The organism is Novosphingobium sp. (assembly GCF_039595395.1).
Taxonomy (GTDB): Bacteria; Pseudomonadota; Alphaproteobacteria; order Sphingomonadales; family Sphingomonadaceae; genus Novosphingobium.
The window spans coordinates 38,563-57,877 of record NZ_JBCNLP010000005.1; the positions used below are offsets into that span (position 1 = coordinate 38,563).

Annotated in this window: 16 protein-coding genes; 10 read left to right on the top strand and 6 right to left on the bottom strand. The window is 64.5% G+C overall.

Annotated features, from left to right (window positions below):
* Nucleotides 1-5: 5 nt before the first annotated feature.
* The 5 genes from ABDW49_RS19610 to ABDW49_RS19630 all read left to right on the top strand — a co-directional run bounded on the left by ABDW49_RS19610 (nt 6) and on the right by ABDW49_RS19630 (nt 6,847).
* Nucleotides 6-869, top strand: coding sequence for a substrate-binding domain-containing protein (locus tag ABDW49_RS19610; RefSeq protein WP_343614479.1), 864 nt, complete (start codon nt 6-8; stop codon nt 867-869).
* Nucleotides 866-2,185: an MFS transporter gene (locus tag ABDW49_RS19615; protein WP_343614481.1), complete on the top strand. Its 1,320-nt coding sequence runs from the start codon at nt 866-868 to the stop codon at nt 2,183-2,185. The genes ABDW49_RS19610 and ABDW49_RS19615 overlap by 4 nt, the downstream gene beginning before the upstream one ends.
* A gap of 259 nt (nt 2,186-2,444) precedes the next feature.
* Entirely contained in the window at nt 2,445-5,117 is a 2,673-nt protein-coding gene (locus ABDW49_RS19620) for a TonB-dependent receptor (protein ID WP_343614482.1), read from the top strand.
* Nucleotides 5,118-5,177: 60 nt separating this feature from the next.
* Nucleotides 5,178-5,390 carry a hypothetical protein gene (locus tag ABDW49_RS19625; RefSeq protein WP_343614483.1) on the top strand — a complete coding sequence of 71 codons (213 nt, stop codon included), beginning with the start codon at nt 5,178-5,180 and terminating at the stop codon, nt 5,388-5,390.
* 80 nt (nt 5,391-5,470) lie between these two features.
* Complete coding sequence (locus tag ABDW49_RS19630; RefSeq protein WP_343614484.1) at nt 5,471-6,847, top strand: MFS transporter; 1,377 nt, start codon at nt 5,471-5,473, stop codon at nt 6,845-6,847.
* A gap of 665 nt (nt 6,848-7,512) precedes the next feature.
* Here the strand turns inward: ABDW49_RS19630 and ABDW49_RS19635 are convergent.
* From ABDW49_RS19635 to ABDW49_RS19650, 4 genes are all read right to left on the bottom strand, one after another.
* Complete coding sequence (locus tag ABDW49_RS19635) at nt 7,513-9,015, bottom strand: aldehyde dehydrogenase family protein (protein WP_343614485.1); 1,503 nt, start codon at nt 9,013-9,015, stop codon at nt 7,513-7,515.
* Nucleotides 9,012-10,163 (bottom strand): FAD-dependent monooxygenase, encoded by a 1,152-nt coding sequence (locus ABDW49_RS19640; protein WP_343614487.1) that lies wholly within the window; start codon nt 10,161-10,163, stop codon nt 9,012-9,014. The genes ABDW49_RS19635 and ABDW49_RS19640 overlap by 4 nt, the downstream gene beginning before the upstream one ends.
* Complete coding sequence (locus ABDW49_RS19645; RefSeq protein WP_343614489.1) at nt 10,160-11,074, bottom strand: polysaccharide deacetylase; 915 nt, start codon at nt 11,072-11,074, stop codon at nt 10,160-10,162. Before ABDW49_RS19645 ends, ABDW49_RS19640 begins: the two co-directional genes overlap by 4 nt.
* A 75-nt stretch (nt 11,075-11,149) precedes the next feature.
* Entirely contained in the window at nt 11,150-12,595 is a 1,446-nt protein-coding gene (locus tag ABDW49_RS19650; protein WP_343614491.1) for an FAD-dependent oxidoreductase, read from the bottom strand.
* A gap of 200 nt (nt 12,596-12,795) precedes the next feature.
* Between ABDW49_RS19650 and ABDW49_RS19655 the strand changes: the two genes are divergently transcribed.
* Genes ABDW49_RS19655 through ABDW49_RS19675 form a run of 5 tightly spaced genes read left to right on the top strand, consistent with a single transcriptional unit; the run spans nt 12,796 to nt 17,265 of the window.
* A complete protein-coding gene (locus ABDW49_RS19655) occupies nt 12,796-13,788 on the top strand; it encodes an alpha/beta hydrolase (protein WP_343614493.1) in 993 nt (330 codons plus the stop codon).
* 10 nt (nt 13,789-13,798) lie between these two features.
* Nucleotides 13,799-15,223, top strand: coding sequence for a 3-isopropylmalate dehydratase large subunit (gene leuC / locus ABDW49_RS19660; protein ID WP_343614494.1), 1,425 nt, complete (start codon nt 13,799-13,801; stop codon nt 15,221-15,223).
* Nucleotides 15,220-15,843 (top strand): 3-isopropylmalate dehydratase small subunit, encoded by a 624-nt coding sequence (gene leuD / locus ABDW49_RS19665; protein WP_343614495.1) that lies wholly within the window; start codon nt 15,220-15,222, stop codon nt 15,841-15,843. Before leuC ends, leuD begins: the two co-directional genes overlap by 4 nt.
* Complete coding sequence (locus ABDW49_RS19670) at nt 15,840-16,469, top strand: isochorismatase family protein (protein WP_343614496.1); 630 nt, start codon at nt 15,840-15,842, stop codon at nt 16,467-16,469. Before leuD ends, ABDW49_RS19670 begins: the two co-directional genes overlap by 4 nt.
* Before the next feature lie 25 nt (nt 16,470-16,494).
* Entirely contained in the window at nt 16,495-17,265 is a 771-nt protein-coding gene (locus ABDW49_RS19675; RefSeq protein WP_343614497.1) for an SDR family NAD(P)-dependent oxidoreductase, read from the top strand.
* Here the strand turns inward: ABDW49_RS19675 and ABDW49_RS19680 are convergent.
* Nucleotides 17,262-18,149: a formylglycine-generating enzyme family protein gene (locus ABDW49_RS19680; protein ID WP_343614498.1), complete on the bottom strand. Its 888-nt coding sequence runs from the start codon at nt 18,147-18,149 to the stop codon at nt 17,262-17,264. The two genes, ABDW49_RS19675 and ABDW49_RS19680, sit on opposite strands and share 4 nt — an antisense overlap.
* A 7-nt stretch (nt 18,150-18,156) precedes the next feature.
* Nucleotides 18,157-19,278, bottom strand: coding sequence for a Gfo/Idh/MocA family oxidoreductase (locus tag ABDW49_RS19685; protein ID WP_343614500.1), 1,122 nt, complete (start codon nt 19,276-19,278; stop codon nt 18,157-18,159).
* Between the last annotated feature and the right edge of the window lie 37 nt (nt 19,279-19,315).

A 19,315-nucleotide genomic window follows, 5' to 3' on the forward strand; every position in this document is an offset into this window, starting at 1 on the left:
CTGGCATGTTTCGACTGATCGACAGTCTTGCTTTTGCCGTGGGCGCACGGCGCCCGAAGCGGGTGAGACGGTACGCAGGGCTGGCGATGCTGGCCTTGCCCTTGGTGGCAGGCTGTGCCGGGCATCAGCCACCCTCGCCCCGTGCCGCTCAGGCACCGCTGCATGTGCTGACCTCTGGCGGCTTCACCTCCGCCTTGAATGTGCTGGCCGCGCAGTACACTGCCGCCAGCGGCGACCCGATCGTCATCGAGCACGGGCCGTCGATGGGCACCACTGTCAATGCCATCCCGGCCCGGCTTGCCCGCGGCGAGGACGCCGATGTCGTCATTCTTGCCCGTTCCGCGCTCGACGATCTGGTGGCACAAGGCAAGGTCGCTCCCGGCACGCCGGTTGATCTCGCCCTGTCCAAGATCGCCGTCGCCGTGAAGGAAGGCGCGCCCGCGCCTGACATCTCCTCGCCCGAGGCTGTCCGCAAGGCCCTGCTGGCAGCCCGCTCGGTGGCATGGTCCGACAGTGCCAGCGGGGTCTATATCCAGACCACCATGCTCGACAGACTAGGCGTCGCGAAGGAAGTGCGGGCCAAGGGGCGCATGATCCCGGCCACACCCGTGGGCCAGATCGTGGCGCAGGGCGATGCCGAGATCGGCTTCCAGCAACTTTCCGAACTGCTGCCCGTCAAGGGTATCCGCATTGTCGGCCTTCTGCCGTCCTCGCTGCAGAAAGTGACGGCCTTCTCAGGCGGGGTGGTCACTGCCTCGCACCACCCCGCACAGGCCCGGGCGCTGCTCGATTTCCTCTCATCCGCCAAGGCTGAAAAGGCCATCCGCGCCAGCGGCATGGAACCGGCGCCGCACAAGGTGAAGCCATGACTGTTTCCTCCCCTTCCGTCGCAGATAAACGCCAGGCCATGGCGCCTGCGCGCCAGCGCTCGGCCTTCAAATCGATTTTCATTGTTGCGAGCGGCAACTTCCTCGAAATGTTCGATTTCATGGTCTTCGGCTACTACGCCACCTATATCGCCCACGCCTTCTTCCCGACAGGCAGCGATTTCATCTCACTGCTGCTGACATTGATGACCTTTGGCGCGGGCTTTCTGATGCGACCGGTGGGGGCGCTGGTGCTGGGCGCCTATGTCGATCACCATGGCCGCCGCAAGGGACTGTTGCTGACCCTTGGCCTGATGGCCTTGGGCACGCTGGCCATCGCCATCACGCCCGGTTACGCGCAGATCGGTCTTGCCGCACCCATCATCATCGTGGTCGGCCGGCTGGTCCAGGGCCTGTCGGCCGGTGTCGAGGTGGGCGGTGTGTCGGTCTATTTGAACGAAATTGCGCCGCCCAACCGCAGGGGCTTCTTCACGGCATGGCAATCGGCCAGCCAGCAGGCGGCGGTGGTGTTCGCCGCGCTGATTGGCCTGCTGATCTCATCCTATTTGCCCGCTGCCGAGATGCACGCCTGGGGCTGGCGCCTGCCCTTCATCATCGGCTGCTTGATGATCCCCTTCCTCTTCATGATCCGCCGCCATGTCGAGGAAACCGAGGTTTTCCTGGCCCGCAAGGAGCATCCATCGGTCGGCCAGATCCTGGCCACCATCGGCAGCAATTGGGCCGTGGTGCTGCAAGGCGCGCTGATGGCGGTGATGACCACCGTGTTCTTCTACATGATCACCGCCTACACGCCGACCTATGGCAACAAGGTGCTCAATCTGGGGCCGATCGACAGCCTGCTGGTCACCGCTTGCGTTGGCATCACCAATTTCATCCTGCTGCCGGTCAGCGGCGCCCTGTCTGACCGCATCGGGCGGCGGCCGCTCCTGCTGGGCGCAACCGCTCTGGCCGTGGTGGTGACCTATCCGCTCATGCGCTGGCTGGTGGCTGCCCCCAGCTTTGGCGGCTTGCTGGCGGCCGAACTGACAATGGCGGCAATCTATGCAGCCTACAATGGCGCCTTCATCGTCTACCTCACCGAGATCATTCCACCGCACGTTCGCACCGTAGGCTTCAGCCTGGCCTACAGCATGGCAACGGCCATTTTCGGCGGCTTCACGCCCGCGATCAGCACGGCGCTCATCGGCGCAACCGGCGACAAGGCCATCCCCGGGGCATGGTGCGCCGCAGCCGCGCTGCTCTCCTTGCTGGCACTGATGATCCGCGGCCACGCAAAGGCTGCGCCTCGCACCGGCTGACGAGGCAAATCGGGGCAATCAACGATAAAACAGGGAGTTGGATAACATGACGACATATAGCAAAGGACACTTTGCGCGCAGCACCGCGGTCACAGCGGTGGCGATTGCTTTGCTGGTGCCGATGAGCGCCTCAGCTCAGGACGGTGCCGCCGCCGCACCAGGCACCCCTTCGAAGGCCGCCCAGGACACTGTGGCTGCACCCAGCGAACCACCTTCTGTTCCGACAAGCGCGCCAGCGCCTAGCGATGAGGGCATTGTGGTGACGGGCAGCCGCGTAGCCAGCGGATTCAAGACCCCCACACCGGTAGCGATCAGCACGGCGGAGCAATTGCGTGCGCAGGCGCCCACCAACCTAGCCGACGGGCTCAACCAATTGCCCGTGTTCAACGGCAGCACCAAGACTTCGAGCCCCTCGACCACCAACAGCCGGGGCGGCAACAGTGGGCAGAACCTGCTGAATCTGCGCGGCCTTGGCGCCCAGCGCACGCTGGTGCTGCTGGATGGGCGCCGCATGCCCGCCACCAACAGCGGTGGTTCGGTCGACATCAACATCCTGCCCCAAAGCCTTATTAGCCGGGTGGATGTGGTGACCGGCGGCGCCTCGGCAGCCTATGGGTCGGATGCTGTGGCTGGTGTGGTCAACTTCGTGCTCGACACCAAGTTCAAAGGGTTCAAGGCCGAGGCGCTGGGCGGCATCTCCAACCATGGCGACTTGCCCTCGGCGGGGGGATCGCTGGCCTATGGCACCTCGCGCCTGGATGACCGCCTTCACCTCGTTGTAGGTGGGGATTATTTCTATCAGCGTGGCCTGCGGGCCGATGAAAAGACCGGTCGCGCCTGGTTCGATGACAATGCCGGCCTCATCGCCAATCCGGCGACCGGCAGCCTGCCGCGCAGCATCATCATCCCCTCGATCCGCAGTTCGGCGGGCACCTATGGCGGCCTCATCACATCGGGCCCGCTCAAGGGCACGCAATTCCTGCCTGGAGGCGTATCGGCGCCCTTCAACTATGGCACCAACACCGGCACGGCCTTTCAAAGCGGCGGCGATGGCGCGCGCGCCAACATCGGGCTGATGCCAACCCAAGAGCGTTATAACGCCTTTGCCCGCGCCGAATATGATATCTCGGACAGGACCTCGGTGTTTGTCGAAGGTCTCTATGCCAACAGCCATACCGTGCAGGGTGCCTTTGTCAGCCAGAACACCGGGTCCAGCGCGGCTTACACCATCTTTCGCGACAACGCCTATCTGCCGCCCGACATTCTGGCGCGCATGGTGGCTGCCAATGTCCAATCCTTCCAGCTTGGCCGCTTCGAAGGCGAACTGCCGCTCGCGCAGAATGAATCGAAGATCAAGGTTTACCATGGTTCGGTCGGTGTGCGCGGCGCACTGGGCGGCGCTTGGAAGTATGATGCCAGCTATACTTTCGGGCAAACCGATCAGGAGTTGCGCTCGAACAATCTGACCATCGCGCGCAACCTCTATGCCTCGGCCGACGCTGTGCGCGACCCGGCCACGGGCAGGATCGTCTGTCGCTCCACGCTGGCCGGGCTGGACCCGGGCTGCACGCCGCGCAACCTTTTCGGACCCCAGCAGCCCAATCAGGCAATCACCGATTATGTCACGGGCGACAATGTGCTGAACCTGCGCCTGCGCCAGCAGGTGGTGTCGGTCAACATCCGTGGCGATCTGGGCGAGCATATCCGTTTGGCGGGCCCAATCGCGGTGGCGGCAGGCTTTGAATATCGCAAGGAGACCGCCAACCAGACCACCGACGCTCTCTCGCCCACCAGGATCGATTTCACTGGCATCCGTGGCGGCCCGGCTTCGCTCAACGGCCGCCAGGGGCCCTATCGTTTCTTCAACCCGCTGCCTTTCTCGGGCGCTTACGACATCCGCGAGGGCTATCTCGAGGTCGCGGTACCGGTGCTCAAGGATGTGCGCTTTGCTCGCTCGCTCGATCTCAACGGCGCGGTGCGGTATGCCGATTACAGCACCTCGGGCGGAGTCACGACGTGGAAAGTGGGCGCAAGTTGGCAGATCGACCAGGCTTTGCGCCTGCGCGGCACGGTCTCGCGCGATATTCGCGCACCCAATCTGCTGGAACTCTACAATCCCGCCACCCAGCTCAACGGCAATGTCGTTTACAAGGGCGTGCAGACAGCGGAAGTCAATTTTGCCACCGGCAACCCAAACCTCAAGCCCGAGCGGGCCTTGACCACGACCTTTGGCGGCGTGTTCCAGCCCGATTTCCTGCCCGGCTTCTCGGCGTCGATCGACTATTACCGGATCAAGCTGAGCGATGCGATCACCACCCTGACCGAGCAGCGCGTGGTGGACGAATGCGCGGAGGGTAACCAGGTGCAATGCGCCAACATCACCGTGCTGCCATCGGGCTCGCTGAGTATCCTGCGGCCCAATTTGAACCTGGCCTCGCAAACCGTGGCAGGTATCGACTTTGAACTGGGATACAAGACGGGGCTTGCGGGCGGCAAGCTGGCCCTTCGTGTGGTGGGCAACCATGCAACGGAAAACAATTCCCAATCACCTGGTTCGCCCGTTCTGCAGGCATTGGGCGAAACCACCACGCCTCGTTGGAGCGGCATAGCCCAGGCTACCTGGACCAAAGGCGACTTCTCGCTCTTCGTGCAGGAGCGCTACATCGGCCCTGCCCTACTGAATGCGGCATGGGTTGAAGGGGTAGATGTGAACATCAACCACACGCCCGCCGTGTTTTACACCAATCTTACCGCAACCCGCGATCTGCATCTGGGCGGGGGCAAGCAGCAGGTTTATCTCTCGGTCGCCAATCTGTTCGACCGCGATCCGCCGCTTTCACCCCCGCCAGTCACCACCTTCACCACGGCCGCCAGCAGTGCCTATGACCCCATCGGCCGCTACATCACAATGGGTGTTCGGGTCAGCTTCTGACCCCACGTGAGCGGGAGCCGGCTCGTGCCGGCCCCGCCTCCTCGTCACTGAAGGAAGGATATGATGGAGCAACCCTCTCGGATCAGGACTTATGTCATTCCCTCGGAGCTGGTCGAGCGGGTGGCAATCGAATTGCGGCGCCAATCTCGCGGCGAACTGATGGAACGCTATGGCATCAGCTACAACACATGGCGCAAGTTGCGTGAGGGCGCGCCGATCCGCGCGTCCCTTGCGGAGCGGCTTGAGCAAAGGATGACACAGGTTACGACCTGAGGGTTGACGCGAGCCACCTGGCGCTACAGGCGGAAGGCGTGGATATGACGCATGGGGCGGCATAATCGCAAGGATGCAAGATGGACCTGCGCGACCACGAGCCACGCAATTTCCGCTTGATCGCGTTGGTGATTGCCTCGGCGCTGTTGATGCAACAGCTCGATGCCACAGTGCTAGCGATCGCCATGCCGGCGATGGCACGCGATCTCCACGTGCCTGCCCCGTGGCTCAGCATGGGTCTCACGTCCTATCTGGTGGCGCTCGCGATTTTTATCCCGGCCAGCGGCTTTCTGGCTGACCGCTGGGGAAGCCGAAGGGTCTATTGCGGCGCCATCGTCGTGTTTCTGGCAGGATCGGTGGGCTGTGCCCAGGTTCATGGGCTGGGCATGCTCATCGCTGCACGTGTGGTACAGGGTCTGGGCGGCGCGCTGATGATGCCGGTGGGGCGCCTTATTCTCATTCGTTGCACCCCCCGCGAGAAGTTGATGGCCGCGCTTTCGTGGCTGGTCGTGCCCGCGCTGATCGGGCCTATCCTGGGACCGCCGCTCGGCGGCCTCATCATCACCTGGCTCGACTGGCGGTGGATCTTCTACATCAACCTGCCGGTGGGCATACTGGGGTTGGCGTTAGCCTTGTGGTTGATACCACCCACGCCAGGCGGTGCGCCGGAAACCTTCGACGGCAAAGGCTTCATGCTTTCAGGCATGGCATTGGGTTGCGGGGTTTTTGGACTGGAACTGGCGAGCCGTTCCTGGGCTGTTCCCATAGCCTGGGGGCTGTTGGGGCTCGCGGTCGTATTGGGCGCTGTCTATGTTCGCCATGCGCGCCGGACGCAAGGCGCCATTCTTGATCTGTCGTTGCTGCGCATTCCCACCTTCGGCCTGTCGGTGATCGCCGGCAATCTGACGCGGATCGCGCAAGGGGCTCAGCCCTTCCTGCTGGCGTTGATGCTGCAAAGCGGGTTCCACCAATCGGCCGCTACCGCTGGCATCGTCGCTATGGCGGGGGCACTGGGCGCAGTGATGATGAAGCCCTTGGCCCCCCTGATCATTGGTCGCTTTGGCTATCGTTGGGGACTGAGCATAGCAGGCCTTACCGCCAGTATCGGCTATGCCTCTCTTGTTCTGTGGAGCGCGGGCTGGCCCATAAGCGGGATGATGGCCGTTCTGGGGACTACCGGCTTTTTCACCTCGCTTTCATTTACGGGCTACAACACGGCGGCCTTCTTGGACGTTCCCGCAAGCAGGATGAGCGCAGCCACAAGCCTTTATGCCACTGTGCAACAATTGTGCTTCTCACTGGGCATCTGTATCGCGAGCGGTGTGCTCGATCTGGCAAGCAAACTTGCTCCGGCAGATGCACTGGGCATGGCTGGTTATCGCGCCGCTTTCCTCACCGTAGCCGCGATATCGGCTTGCGGGATCCTGTTCAATGTGAGGTTCCCCAAAAAGACTTGAGCGCGGCGAGGAAGGCGACCAGGGCCGGGGTGGAAAATTGCTTCAGCGCGATCTGGCTTTCGCTACGTACGGTATGCGTGGGCAGGGCGCCTGCGAAATCGGTCAGGCGGGCACGCGCCGTGATCGGGCCCAGCGGTAGGGGTGCGCGCGCGAGGTACTGGACCTGCCTTGAACACGTCCTAGGCATCCGCAGAGCCCACGTGCCGTCGGCGGCAGTGGAACCACAGGTGTGCTCCATAAAGCGCAGCAGGGTGGGTCGATCCAGCGGGCGTGCCTGCTCAAGGAACGCATAGATGGCGTGCGGCGAGGATGGCCGGATCGGTGAAATCCAGCTGGAGGGCTGCGGAAGTGGGCATCGAGGGTCTCCGTGTTGTCGCCCGGTGCTCATCACCCGATCAACAGGCCGGAGGGCCACCTCTCTTCTATTTGGCTCCTTATCGGCACCACCAAGCCGAGCCGCGGGGGTCCCACACTTGCCGATCCGGGTCTCATCTTCCGGGCGTGTCACCACTCAGTGGCCAATCCTCTACCGCGCTTGAGCGCTGTCTGTCCGATCTGCAGGCCACCGGCGCGGTCATCAGAAACGATTGCTCCATCGGGCATCATGCAATGAGAAATGCCAGTAAAGCATCAGCTTCCCGGGTCTTCGCGCCGCAAACCATCCCTCACAGCCGCGCCGTCACCGCCTTCGTCTCCAGATAGGCGTCAAGTCCCTCTTGCCCGAACTCTCTGCCCCAGCCAGACTGGCCAAAGCCGCCAAAGGGAATGTTCGTGCCCACCGCCCCGTGGCAGTTGATCGAGACATGGCCTGCGCGAATGCGGCGGACCATGCGGTGGGCGGTCGACAGATCGCTAGTCCACACGCTGCCCGACAGGCCAAAGGGTGTATCGTTGGCCAGAGCCGCGATCCCGTCCAGATCGGTGGTGGCGAACTTCTGCACGGCCATCACCGGCCCGAAAATCTCCTCCCGCACAATGGGCATGTCGGCCCGGCAGTCGGCAAAAATCGCGGGCGTGATGAAATGGCCCGGGCGATCCAGCTTCTGCCCTCCGCACACCAGCCTGGCCCCCGAAGCCGCGCCCGCCTCGATGTAACCCATCACTTTGGCGCTGTGGGCGGCCGAGATCATCGGGCCCTGAAAGGTGGCCGGATCGAGTCCATGGCCCAGCGTCATCGAGGCGGCAAAGGCCGAGACTCCCTCGACCAACGCATCATGAATGGCCTCATGGGCGAAAATGCGCGTGCCGGCCATGCAGTTCTGCCCTTGCAGGAAGAAGGTGGCCAGCGCCACGCCCGGCACCGCCAGTGTCAGATCGGCATCGGGCATCACCACCACGGGCGATTTGCCACCCAGTTCAAGACTCACCTTTTTCAGATTACCCAGCGCCGCTTCAACGATCTTGCGACCCGTGGCGGTGGAGCCGGTGAAGCTGATCTTGTCGACTTGCGGGTGAGCCGCCAAGGCCGCGCCGGCATCGGCGCCAAAGCCGTTAACGATGTTGACCACGCCCGCCGGAAAACCGGCATCGATAATCATCTGCCCCAGCGCCAGCACGGAAAGCGGCGTTTCCTCCGACGGCTTCATCACCACCGTGCAGCCTGCCGCCAGAGCCGGGGCCAGCTTGAGAATGGCGGTCGAGAGCGGCACGTTCCACGGCACGATGAGGCCCGCTACGCCGATCGGTTCGCGCAGCGTATAGGTCAGCGCCTCTGTCTCGGCAGCAATATGGCGCGGGGGCGCGGTGGTGGTGCCCTCGATCCGCATGACCGCGCCCGCGTAATAATCCACCATTTCGACGCAATTGGCGGTGGTCAGCTTGGCAATGAAACCGGGCATGCCATTGTCGATGATGTCAAGCTCGGTGAGCAGCCGCGCGTTGCTTTCCATCACACGCGCCAGGCGGAAGAGGATTGCGGTGCGATCGGCAGCGGTCATCCGGCCCCAGGCCCCGTCAAAGGCCCGGCGCGCCGCCTTGACCGCCGCGTCGATCTCGGCGGCGCCGCCCGTGGCGAAGCGGGCCAGTTCAAGCCCGGTCGCCGGATCGCGGGTGACATGCTCGCCACTGCCGTCAACCCACGCGCCGTCGATCAGCAGGCGATGGTGCTGGGCAAGGAAAGCTGCCGTTTCGGGCGCGATGGCATGGCCGTCGAAGGGCAGGATGTTCATACCGGCACCACGCGGCAATCATAGGTGAACAGGCCCAGGGATTCCTCGTCCTTCATCTGGGTCAGGCCGAAGAGATCGGTGTCCTGCCCCTGCATGCGGTCGGCATTGGCGTTGGATTCAGCCTGAATGAAGCTGGCCCGCTCATGGCGCGCGGCCTCGTAACGCCTCAGCCCCTCGCCAAGGTCGGGCGTGGCGGCCAGCGCCCGGGCCAGCACCACCGCATCCTCGATAGCGCAGGCCGCGCCATGGCCGAGAAAGGGCGTCATCGCATGGGCAGCATCGCCCAGCAGCGTCACGCGGCCCTCCAGCACCCAGCCTGGAAGGGCGGTCCGGGCATTGATCGCCCATTTGTACATCGGATTGCGGCAGGCCGCCTCGATCATTATCTGAGCATCCTCACACCATCCGTCATAGGTGGCGCGCAGTTCCTGCGGGTCGGCCAGCGTCGTCCAGCCTTCCTGTGTCCAACCGCTTTGCCTTGCAAAGAAGACCAGATTCATCGCCGTGGAGCCACGAATGTTATAGCGCGTGATCATCCGGCCCGGGCCGATGATGATGCCCGGCAGGTCGGACAGGCCCTGCAGCTCGGGCGTCACCGGCACCAGGCAGCGCCAGGCGACATGGCCGGTGAAATGCGGCGGCGTGGTTTCAAACCTTTCGCGGATCACCGATTTGACGCCATCAGCCCCCACCAGCACATCCCCGGTGACCGTGCTGCCATCGGCCAGTGTCACGGTGGTGCCCTCACTGCTCACCACACCCGCCCCGCAGCGCAGATCGACCCCGGCCTTGCGCGCGGCCTTCGTCAGCAGTTCGTGCAGATCGGCGCGGTGGATGGTGACGTAGGGCGCACCATATTTGGCCCGCTGGGTCGAGCGGTCCATCTCGACCAGCGTGCGCCCATCGGACCAGTGCTGCAGGCGCTGGCGCACCGGCTCAACCCCGGCGGCGGCAACCTCCTCGCAGACACCAATGAAATCGAGGCCCTTCATGGCATTGGGCGAGAGCGTCACCCCTGCCCCAATCTCACCAAATTGCGGGGCGCTTTCCAGCAAGGTCACTTTGAAACCTTGCCGGGCGGTGGCAGCCGCGGCGGTCATCCCGCCGATGCCGCCACCCACGATAAGGATATGCTCGGATCGGCTCATTTCAACTGACCGGGAATGTGGCTCTCATGATTGGCGAGATACCACTCAGCGATTTCCTCGCGGGTGGCCCACCACACGCCGGGCAGGCTCTTGGCATGCTCGATGAACTCACGCAGGGCACGCACGCGATGCGCCCGGCCCGAAACATGGGGGTGGAGGCCCACGTTCATGATCCGCCCGGTCTTCGCGCCCTCGGCATAGAGGACGTCCAGCTCCTCGATCAGCGCATCGCGGAACTGGTCGGTGGTGAAATTCTTGCGGGTAATGAAAGTGAAGTCGTTGATCTCGTTGGAATAGGGCACCGAGACGATGGGGCCGTTGGGCGTGCGCAGCATGAAGGGTTGATCATCATTCATGATGTCGCAGTAGAAGGTGCAGCCATATTCAGCGAGAATATCGGCAGTCTGCATCGTGCCGCGCAGCGAGGAGGAGAGCCATCCCTTGGACTTGCGCCCGGTGAACTTTTCAAACTGGTCAAGGCTGCGCAGGATGATGTCGCGCTCTTTCTCGGGCTGATGGGCAAAGCTGGTCAGCAGCTCGCCCTGCTCCCAATTGTGGGTCAGCAGTTCCCAGCCGCGCTCCAGCACGGCGTCGGTCATTGCCTTGCGCCGCTCGAAGGTCACGGCATTGGTGGTGCAGCTCGCCTTGACGCCCAGCTCATCGAACAGATCGAACAGGCGCCAGATGCCCACGCGCTGACCATATTCGCGCCAGGTGAAATTGGGGAAGTCGGGCGTGTTGCCGGGCAACACGTCGGGCAGGATCGCCGGGCCGCCTGCGTAATAGGGCTTGTCGGTGTCCTTGGTCAGGTCCCAGGTTTCCAGATTGAAGGTGAGGATCAGGGCCACGCGGGCGCCATTGGGCCACACGAGCGGCTGACGCTGGGGCAGAGGAACGTAATCATAGTCCATAAGACATCTCTCACTTTAAAATCACGAATATCATCCGGTTTCGATCCCTGGCATGCAAGGGTCATCCACCGGGGATCACGCCGAGAGCACCTCGAGCGCAACCCTTTCCGAAGACTCGAGCGCTCCCTCCAGCCCCCTGGCGCCGGTTGCCGTATGTTCCCCGCAAAAGTGCAGACGACCCACCGGTTTGGCAATCTCGCCCATCACGCCCGCCACCTGGCCGGGGCTGAAATAGGCCCAGTCGCCAAGGTTGAAACGCTCGCCCACCCAGCTGAAATAGGCAACGCCGCGCAGCTTGCCTCTGGCCGCCGGGCGCATCGCCTCGATACCCGCGATGACATAGGCCAACGCCCCATCCTTGCCCATCGCATCCCAGTAATGCGCCAGCGCACCGCGCGCCTGTACGGTAAAGCCAGTGATCGCCTGGTCGGTCGCGCCAAAACGCTGCGGCATGACGGTGCCCACGGTGCCGTCAGTCCACATGCCCGGCGCGATGCCATCCTCTTCCCAGAAGGGGGCGGTGGCAGTGAGGAAAGCGATGGACAGCGGCTGATAGGGCATGGTCGTCACCCCGCGGGCCTGCACACCTGTCAGGCCGGGCGTGATCGACACCAGCCGCAACGTGGAAAACGGCAGCGAACACACCACCCGCCCGGCCGAGAAACTCGCCCCATCCGCGCAGGTCACCGTCGCTCCCGTGGCGGTGGTGTCGATGGCCACCACCTCGCGGCCCAGCATGACATCGCCCTTGAGCTGGCGCGCCATTGCCTGGGGCAGCAGCAGATTGCCACCCTTGACCGCCAGTGACTGCGGCCCTGCCGTGGCCTGCGCCTTCACAAAGCCATCGTTAAATTCCAGCATCAGGGCCGAAACGTCATGGGCATTGGTGCCGTAATAGGGCGAAACGTCATTGGCCAGACGGATCGCCGCCTCCGACAGCCCCTGGGCCGAGAGGAAAGCATGCAACGAGACGTCAAGCGGCGCATTGGCGGCATCAGCCCATTGCGTCCAGTCCTTGAGCGGAGTGTTGCGCGCGACCAGCACGCTCACCACCTCGGCGGGCATCATGGATTTCATGGCCTCGGGGAAAGGATTGGCCGGATGGCGCGCCCATTCCTCCCGGTTGAGCGGTTTGCCATTGATGTAGAGCGCAGGCGGCGGGCCGATCCGGTAGCGCGGAGCCACATCGACCAGTTCGACCCCGGCGCGCTTTGCCGCGTCGATACCCCGGCCATAGCCGGCCGCCATCGAATTGAAGCCCATCTCCGGATAGCCCGGCTGGTCAAGCAGGGTCATGATACGGCCGCCGACACGCTGGCGCCCTTCTATCACCGCCACCCTGAGGCCCTGCTGTTCCAGCAGACAAGCGGTGTTAAGGCCCGAGATCCCTGCTCCCAGCACGATCACATCGAGCCCGCGCGCAGGCTTTGCCGAGCGGACACCGCGCGCCAGGGCGGGCGAGCCCGCCAGCAGCCCCGCAGCCCCCAGCCCCAATGTGAATCCGCGCCGGTCGAGCCCCATCGTCAAACTCCCTTAGCCTCGTCAGCAATCGACACGTCTCCACGCGCGGTGTCGATGAAGCCGGGATATCGTCACCACCAGTCGGATAGGTGCGGCTCGGTTTCAAGACTTCACCGCCAAAACCACCATGATGGCGCTGTATTCGTGTTACGGCAGGGCTAAGGCTGGCAGCCCCCGCACAGGGGGAAAGGGAGACATCGATGAGCAAACTGCGCCTTGCGCTGATGAATCTGGCAGCTGGCACCATGCTGGGTGTCCTGGCCCCGCATGTCTGCGCGGCGCAGACGGCCAATGCCCAGCCTGCGACCCACCCCTATCTCACGATCGAGCAGTTGCGCGCCCGCTATCGCGATCCGGCCAGCCACTTCATCACCGTCAAGGGCGCGGACATCCATTACAAGGACGAGGGGCCGCGCGGCGCGCCGGTGCTTTTCATGGTCCACGGCTCGGTTTCGACCCTTGGCACCTGGGATGTGGTGGCCGAGCGGCTCAAGAGCCGCTATCGCATCATCCGTTATGACATTCCTGGCTATGGCCTGTCGGGCGCGGTGTCCGATGCAGTGGCCAAATCGGTAGAGCCGGTCGATCTGGCCATCGGGCTGCTCGAAGCGCTCCATGTCAATAAGGTCACCTTCATCGGCGTGTCGAGCGGGGGCACGATGGGCATGTATCTGGCCGCCAAACGCCCCGACATGGTAGAGCGGCTGATCCTCTCGAACACGCCGTCCGACCCGGTCACCTACGATCATCTGGTGATGCCCAAGGCCTTTCTCGATGCGCAGGCGCGGGCCAAGGCCGCTCATGGTTTTCAGGACCGCGATTTCTGGGATCAGTATCTGACCTATTTCGCGGGCGATCCCAAGCGGATCAGCAAAGCGACGCGTGACAAATATTACGACTACAATCGCCGCACGCCTGAAAAATATCCCGTCGCCATGGTGGCGCGCATCGGTGACGGCAAACAGGCCGCCATCGACATGGCCAAGGTGACCGCGCCCACCTTCCTCATCTGGGGCGGCGCCGACCCGCTGCTGCCCGAAGCCGCGGCCAATGCCATCACGCGCTATCTTTCGCATGCCACCATCAGCCGGGTCATCATGCCCGAGGTCGGCCATTACCCGCCGCTCGAAGTGGGCGACCGCTTTGCCCAGCTCGTTGCCGCCTACATCGAGGCGGCGACCCCCAAGCTCTGAGACCTGTGCCATGACCGCCCACACCCTCTACGAAAAGCTGTGGAACGCCCATGCCGTGGCCGAACTGCCCGGCGGCGAGACACTGCTTTATATCGACCGCCAGATCCTGCACGAGGTGTCGAGCCCGCAGGCCTTTGTCGCCATGCGAGAAGCGGGGCGCCAGCTTCGCCGCCCGGAAACGCATCTGGCCGTGGCAGACCATGCCGTGCCCACCCGCTCACCCCGCGCCGATGGCATCCGCCGCGGCACCATTGCGGACCCGCAGGCCGCCGCCCAGATCGCCGAGCTGGAAAGCAATGTGGCCGAGTTTTCCGTGCCCTATGCCCAGCTTGACGGCAGCGAACAGGGCATCGTCCATGTGATCGGGCCCGAAAGCGGGTTTACCCTGCCCGGCACCACCATCGTCTGCGGTGACAGCCACACCACCACCCATGGCGCCTTCGGCGCGCTGGCCTTTGGCATCGGGGCCTCGGAACAGGGCACGGTGATGGCCACGCAATGCCTGCGCCAGAAGCGGGCGCGCACCATGCGCATCGAGCTGACCGGCCAGCGTTCGCCCATGGTCTATGCCAAGGACATCGCGCTGGCGATTATCGCGCGCATCGGCGCCGATGGCGCGGCCGGCCATGCGGTGGAGTTTACCGGCGAGGTACTGGCCACCATGAGCATGGCCGAGCGCATGACCCTGTGCAACATGATGATCGAGGCAGGCAGCCGCGTGGGCCTCGTCGCGCCCGACGAGGTGACGTTTGAGTATCTGAAAGGCCGCCGCCTGGCGCCCAGGGGCGCGACGTGGAGAAAGGCCGTGGCCGCCTGGCGCGAGTTGCGCAGCGATCCCGGCGCCCGGCATGACCGCGTGCTGGCGATCGATGTCTCGACCCTGGCCCCGCAGGTGAGCTGGGGCACCACGCCCGACCAGACGCTGCCCATCGGCGGCCACCTGCCCGACCCGGCCGCCCTGCCCGAAGGCCCAGCCCGCCGGCAGGTGGAAAAGGCGCTGGCCTATATGGGGCTGGAGGCCAGGCAGAGCATCACCGGCGTGCCCATCACCCACGCCTTCATCGGCAGTTGCACCAACGGACGGATCGAGGACATCCGCGCCGCCGCCGCCATAGCCAGGGGCCGCAAGGTGGCGCCGGGGGTCAAGGCCATCGTCGTGCCGGGGTCTGCCGCCACCCGCGCCCGCGCGCAGGCCGAGGGACTGGACGCCGTGCTCATCGAGGCGGGCTTTGAATGGCGGCTGGCGGGCTGCTCGATGTGCGTGGCCATGAACGATGACCGGCTGCAACCGGGCGAGCGCTGCGCCAGCACCAGCAACCGCAACTTCGAGGGACGTCAGGGGCCGGGCGGGCGCACCCATCTGATGAGCCCGGCGATGGCCGCCGCCGCTGCCATTGCCGGCCATATCGCCGATGCGCGGGAGTATGCCGCATGACTGAGCCTTTCACCACGCTCTCGGGCCCGGCAGCGCCCATGCCCGAAGAGAACATCGACACCGATATCATCTTCCCTGCCCGCTTCCTGCTGATTACCGCCAAGGCTGGCCTTGGCGGTTATGCCTTCCACGACCGGCGTTATGACGCCAACGGCGTGCCACTGCCCGATTACGTGCTCAACAAGGCTCCCTTCCACAGCGCGCCCTTCATTGTGGCGGGGGCCAATTTCGGCTCGGGCTCCAGCCGGGAACAGGCGGTCTGGGCGATCGCGGGGCTGGGCGTGCGCTGCATCATCGCGCCCGGTTTCGGCGAGATCTTCAACGCCAATTGCCAGCGCAACGGCGTGCTGCCCATCACCCTGCCCGCCGATAAGGTGGAGGAGCTGATGGCCTCGGCGCAGGCCGGGCAGACTTTCAGCGTCGATCTCGAAGCGCAGACGCTGACTGTGGGCAACCGCCACCTCTCCTTCGACATCGCGCCCGAACGCAAGCTGGCCCTGCTCAATGGCTGGGACGAAACCGCCGTGCTGCTGCACCAGTTTGCGGGCGACATTGCCGAGTTTGAAACACGCCAGAAGGCCAGTGCGCCCTGGCTCTATGCCAAGGACGATGCATCATGAGCGACGACCTGCTCGAAAACTACCGCCGCGCCTACAACACCAAGGTGGGGTTTGGCGCGAAACCGGCACTGGTGATGATCGATTTCTGTCGCGCCTATTACGAGCCGGATTGCGATCTTTACTGCGGCCAGCCAGTGTTCGACGCGATTGAAAGCGCGCTGCGCGTGCGCGAAGTGGCCCGCGCCAAGGGCGTGCCGGTGATCCTGACTTGTGTGCAGTATCATGCCAGCGGGTTGGACGGCGGACGCTTCTTCGAGAAAGCGGCGCCCCTACGCTATTTCGTGAAAGGGCACCCGATGGCCGAATGGGGCCCGGGCCTCACGCCTCATGATGACGAGCTGGTCATCCCCAAGCAATATCCCAGCGCCTTTTTCGCCACCTCGCTGGCCAGCACGCTGACTGCCATGGGGGTGGACAGCGTGATGCTCACCGGCCTCTCGACCTCGGGCTGTGTGCGCGCCTCCTGTGTCGATGCGATGAGCCATGGGTTCAGGACCAGCGTCATCGCCGATGCCTGCGGCGATCGTCACGCGGGACCGCATGAGGCCAATCTGTTCGACATGAACGCCAAATATGCCGATGTGGTGAGCGAAGCGGATGCCATCGCCTACCTTGAGACACTCTGAGTCGGCACAAGGCTGGGCTGAGGCCATGAAACAATCAAGGCTTTCGGGCAGGACGGCCCTCGTCACCGGCGCGGGGCTTGGCATCGGCCGAGCAACAGCGCTGCGCCTGGCGCAGGAAGGCGCGAGCCTGATCCTGGCCGACCGCAACGAGGAAGAGATGGCCCGCACCGGCACGATGCTGGATGCGATGGGGGCCGACCATCTGGCGATCGCCTGCGATGTCACCGATCCGGCGGCAGTGACGCCGCTGTTTGACCGCGCCGGGCAGTGGCGCCCGCTCGACATTCTGGTCAACAATGTGGGTGGCGGACGTTCGGGCAAGATCACCGATCTCTCGCCGGATGACTGGGACCATACGATGACGCTCTCGCTACGCTCGATGTTCCTGTGCACGCAGGCTGCCGTGCGCCAGATGACGCCGCGCAGCTATGGGCGCATCGTCTGCCTCTCCTCGGGCGCGCGCAACGGCACTGTGTGGAATGCGTTTTACACGGGCGCGGCGCCCTATTCGACGGCCAAGGCTGGGGTGATAGGTTTCGTGCGCGCCCTCGCCATCGAACTGGGCGACAGTGGCATCACCATCAACGCCGTTGCGCCCGGCCCCATCGACACCGAACTGGCCGGCCCTTATCTGCGCGCGATGGACGAGAAGGGGCTGGACTATGCCCCCAGCCGCATGGTGCCCATGCATCGCCTCGGCACACCGCGCGAGGTGGCCGATGCCATCCTGTTCCTGGCCAGCGACGAGGCGAGCTACATCACCGGCATCACGCTCGACGTGGCGGGGGGCCGTTAGGGCAGGTCGCGCGCCACGCGGAAGCCGAGATGGTTGTTGCGCTGCTGCGCCGGGTCGCCGATGCGCTGGGCCGCGTGCAGTGTCCAGTCCGCAAGGCTCCACCCGCCGCCGCGCACGTTCCGCTTGCTGCAATCGCCCCCCGCGATCCACGCCGAACCATCGGAGGGTGCTCCCTTGAAATCAGGGTGATAGCAATCGGCCACCCATTGCGCGGTGTTGCCTGCCATGTCGTAGAGGCCGAAAAGGTTGGGTCGATAGGAACCGACAGGCGTCGTCCGATCATAGGCGTTACCGTAATTGGCATCCTCATGCGTGATGCGGGTGCCCACATAGAAGGGAGTGGTGGTGCCTGCTCGCGCGGCATATTCCCATTCCGCCTCGCTGGGCAGGCGATAGGGCGCCCCGGTCTTGCGGCGCAGCCATGCGACATAGGCCTGCGCATCATCGTAATTCATATGGATCACCGGGCGGCGCCCACGCCCCCAGCCATCGTCTCCGGGGCGATAGCCTCCGCAGCCCCCATCGGCCAGGCAGGCATCCCATTGCGCGAAGGTGACCGCATAGCGGCCCAGGGCGAATGGCCGGGCCAAAGTGACCGGGTGAACCGGCCCCTCCATCGCATCGAACATCGGCCAGACACCGACCGAGCGGTTGTCCTTCGGCGTCGAGCCCATCATGAATTTTCCGGCAGGCACCACCACCATCTCGGGCAGATCGGCGCCTTCGCTGAAGGCCGCGCCCGGACGGGTCGAAAGTTCTGGCGGGCGCGGCGCGGGGTGCAGGACGGGCGTTCCATCGGGATTGAGCGCCATCTTCTCTGGCGCCGCCGCCTGAAGGCCGACCGACCAGACCATGCCCGCGATCAGTAAGACCAGCCTGCGCATTTTGCCCTCACCCGGCGCGGTTGAAGGCATCGGTCATCACCTTGCTTTCGATGTCCAGTGCCAGTTCGGGCGGCACTGGCGGGTCGATGGCATCGGCCGCATTGGCCCGCGCATCGGCCAGCACCCAGTCCATCAGGTCGATGGTGCGTGCCGCATCATCACCTGTCACGCAGCGGTTGGGCTGCCCGCGCACGGCGGCGGTGAACTCGGCCAGTTGATTGCGGAAATAATGCGACAGGTCGCGCCCGCCCATCACCCGCCCATCGCGCACCACGCCGGGGGGCGGCGCAACCAATAGTTCGCGGTTGAAGCGCAGGAACTCCCCGTCCTCGATCTCCACCACCCCACCGCTGAAATGCAGCACCTTGCGGTCGATGATGCTGGGCTGGTTGTAGCTGATATGCACGCTGGCCATGCGCCGCCCCGGATAGGCCAGCAGGATCATCGCCTGATCCTCGCCCTGCCAGCCGGTCTGCCAGCGGGCAGCTTCGGCATGAACGCGCAGCGGATCATCGGCCCCCATGCACAGCTGCACGAAATCAAGCGAATGGGGCGCGAAGAGTGACAGGATCAACCCTTCGGCGGGCGTGCGCTCGGCCCACCAGGGGGCCTGAGGCCCGTTCCAGCGGACACAGGAAGTGACCTCCACGGCCATCAGCTTGCCGAAATCGGCCCAGTGATCGACCAGATAATGGAAGGCCGGCCCGTGACGATAGGTGTGCCCGGCAGCCAGCACCACGCCGGCCTGTCGCGCCGCATGGGCCAGGTCGCGTGCCTCTGCTCCCGTGGGCGCGAGCGGCTTTTCCACCAGCACATGCTTGCCCGCACGGATCGCGGCCAGCGTGTGGTCGTAATGCAGGGCGTTCGGGCTGGCGACCAGCACGGCATCCACCTCCCGCAGAGCCAGTGCTTCTTGCAGATCGGTAGTGGCATGGCCGCCGTGCATCTGCGCCACGGCGCACGCGGCGTCGAGCGAAACATCCACTGCCGCCACCAGCCGCATATCGCCCACCATAGAGCGCAAAGCGGCCAGATGGGCATTGGAAATGCGCCCGCAGCCCACCAGGCACAATCCGACCGGCGCGCTCTGCCCGTTTGCCTCACCACATTCTTGCTGCGGCACTTGCATCCAACTGATCCTTTGTTCGACGAAGAGGGAGGATGAC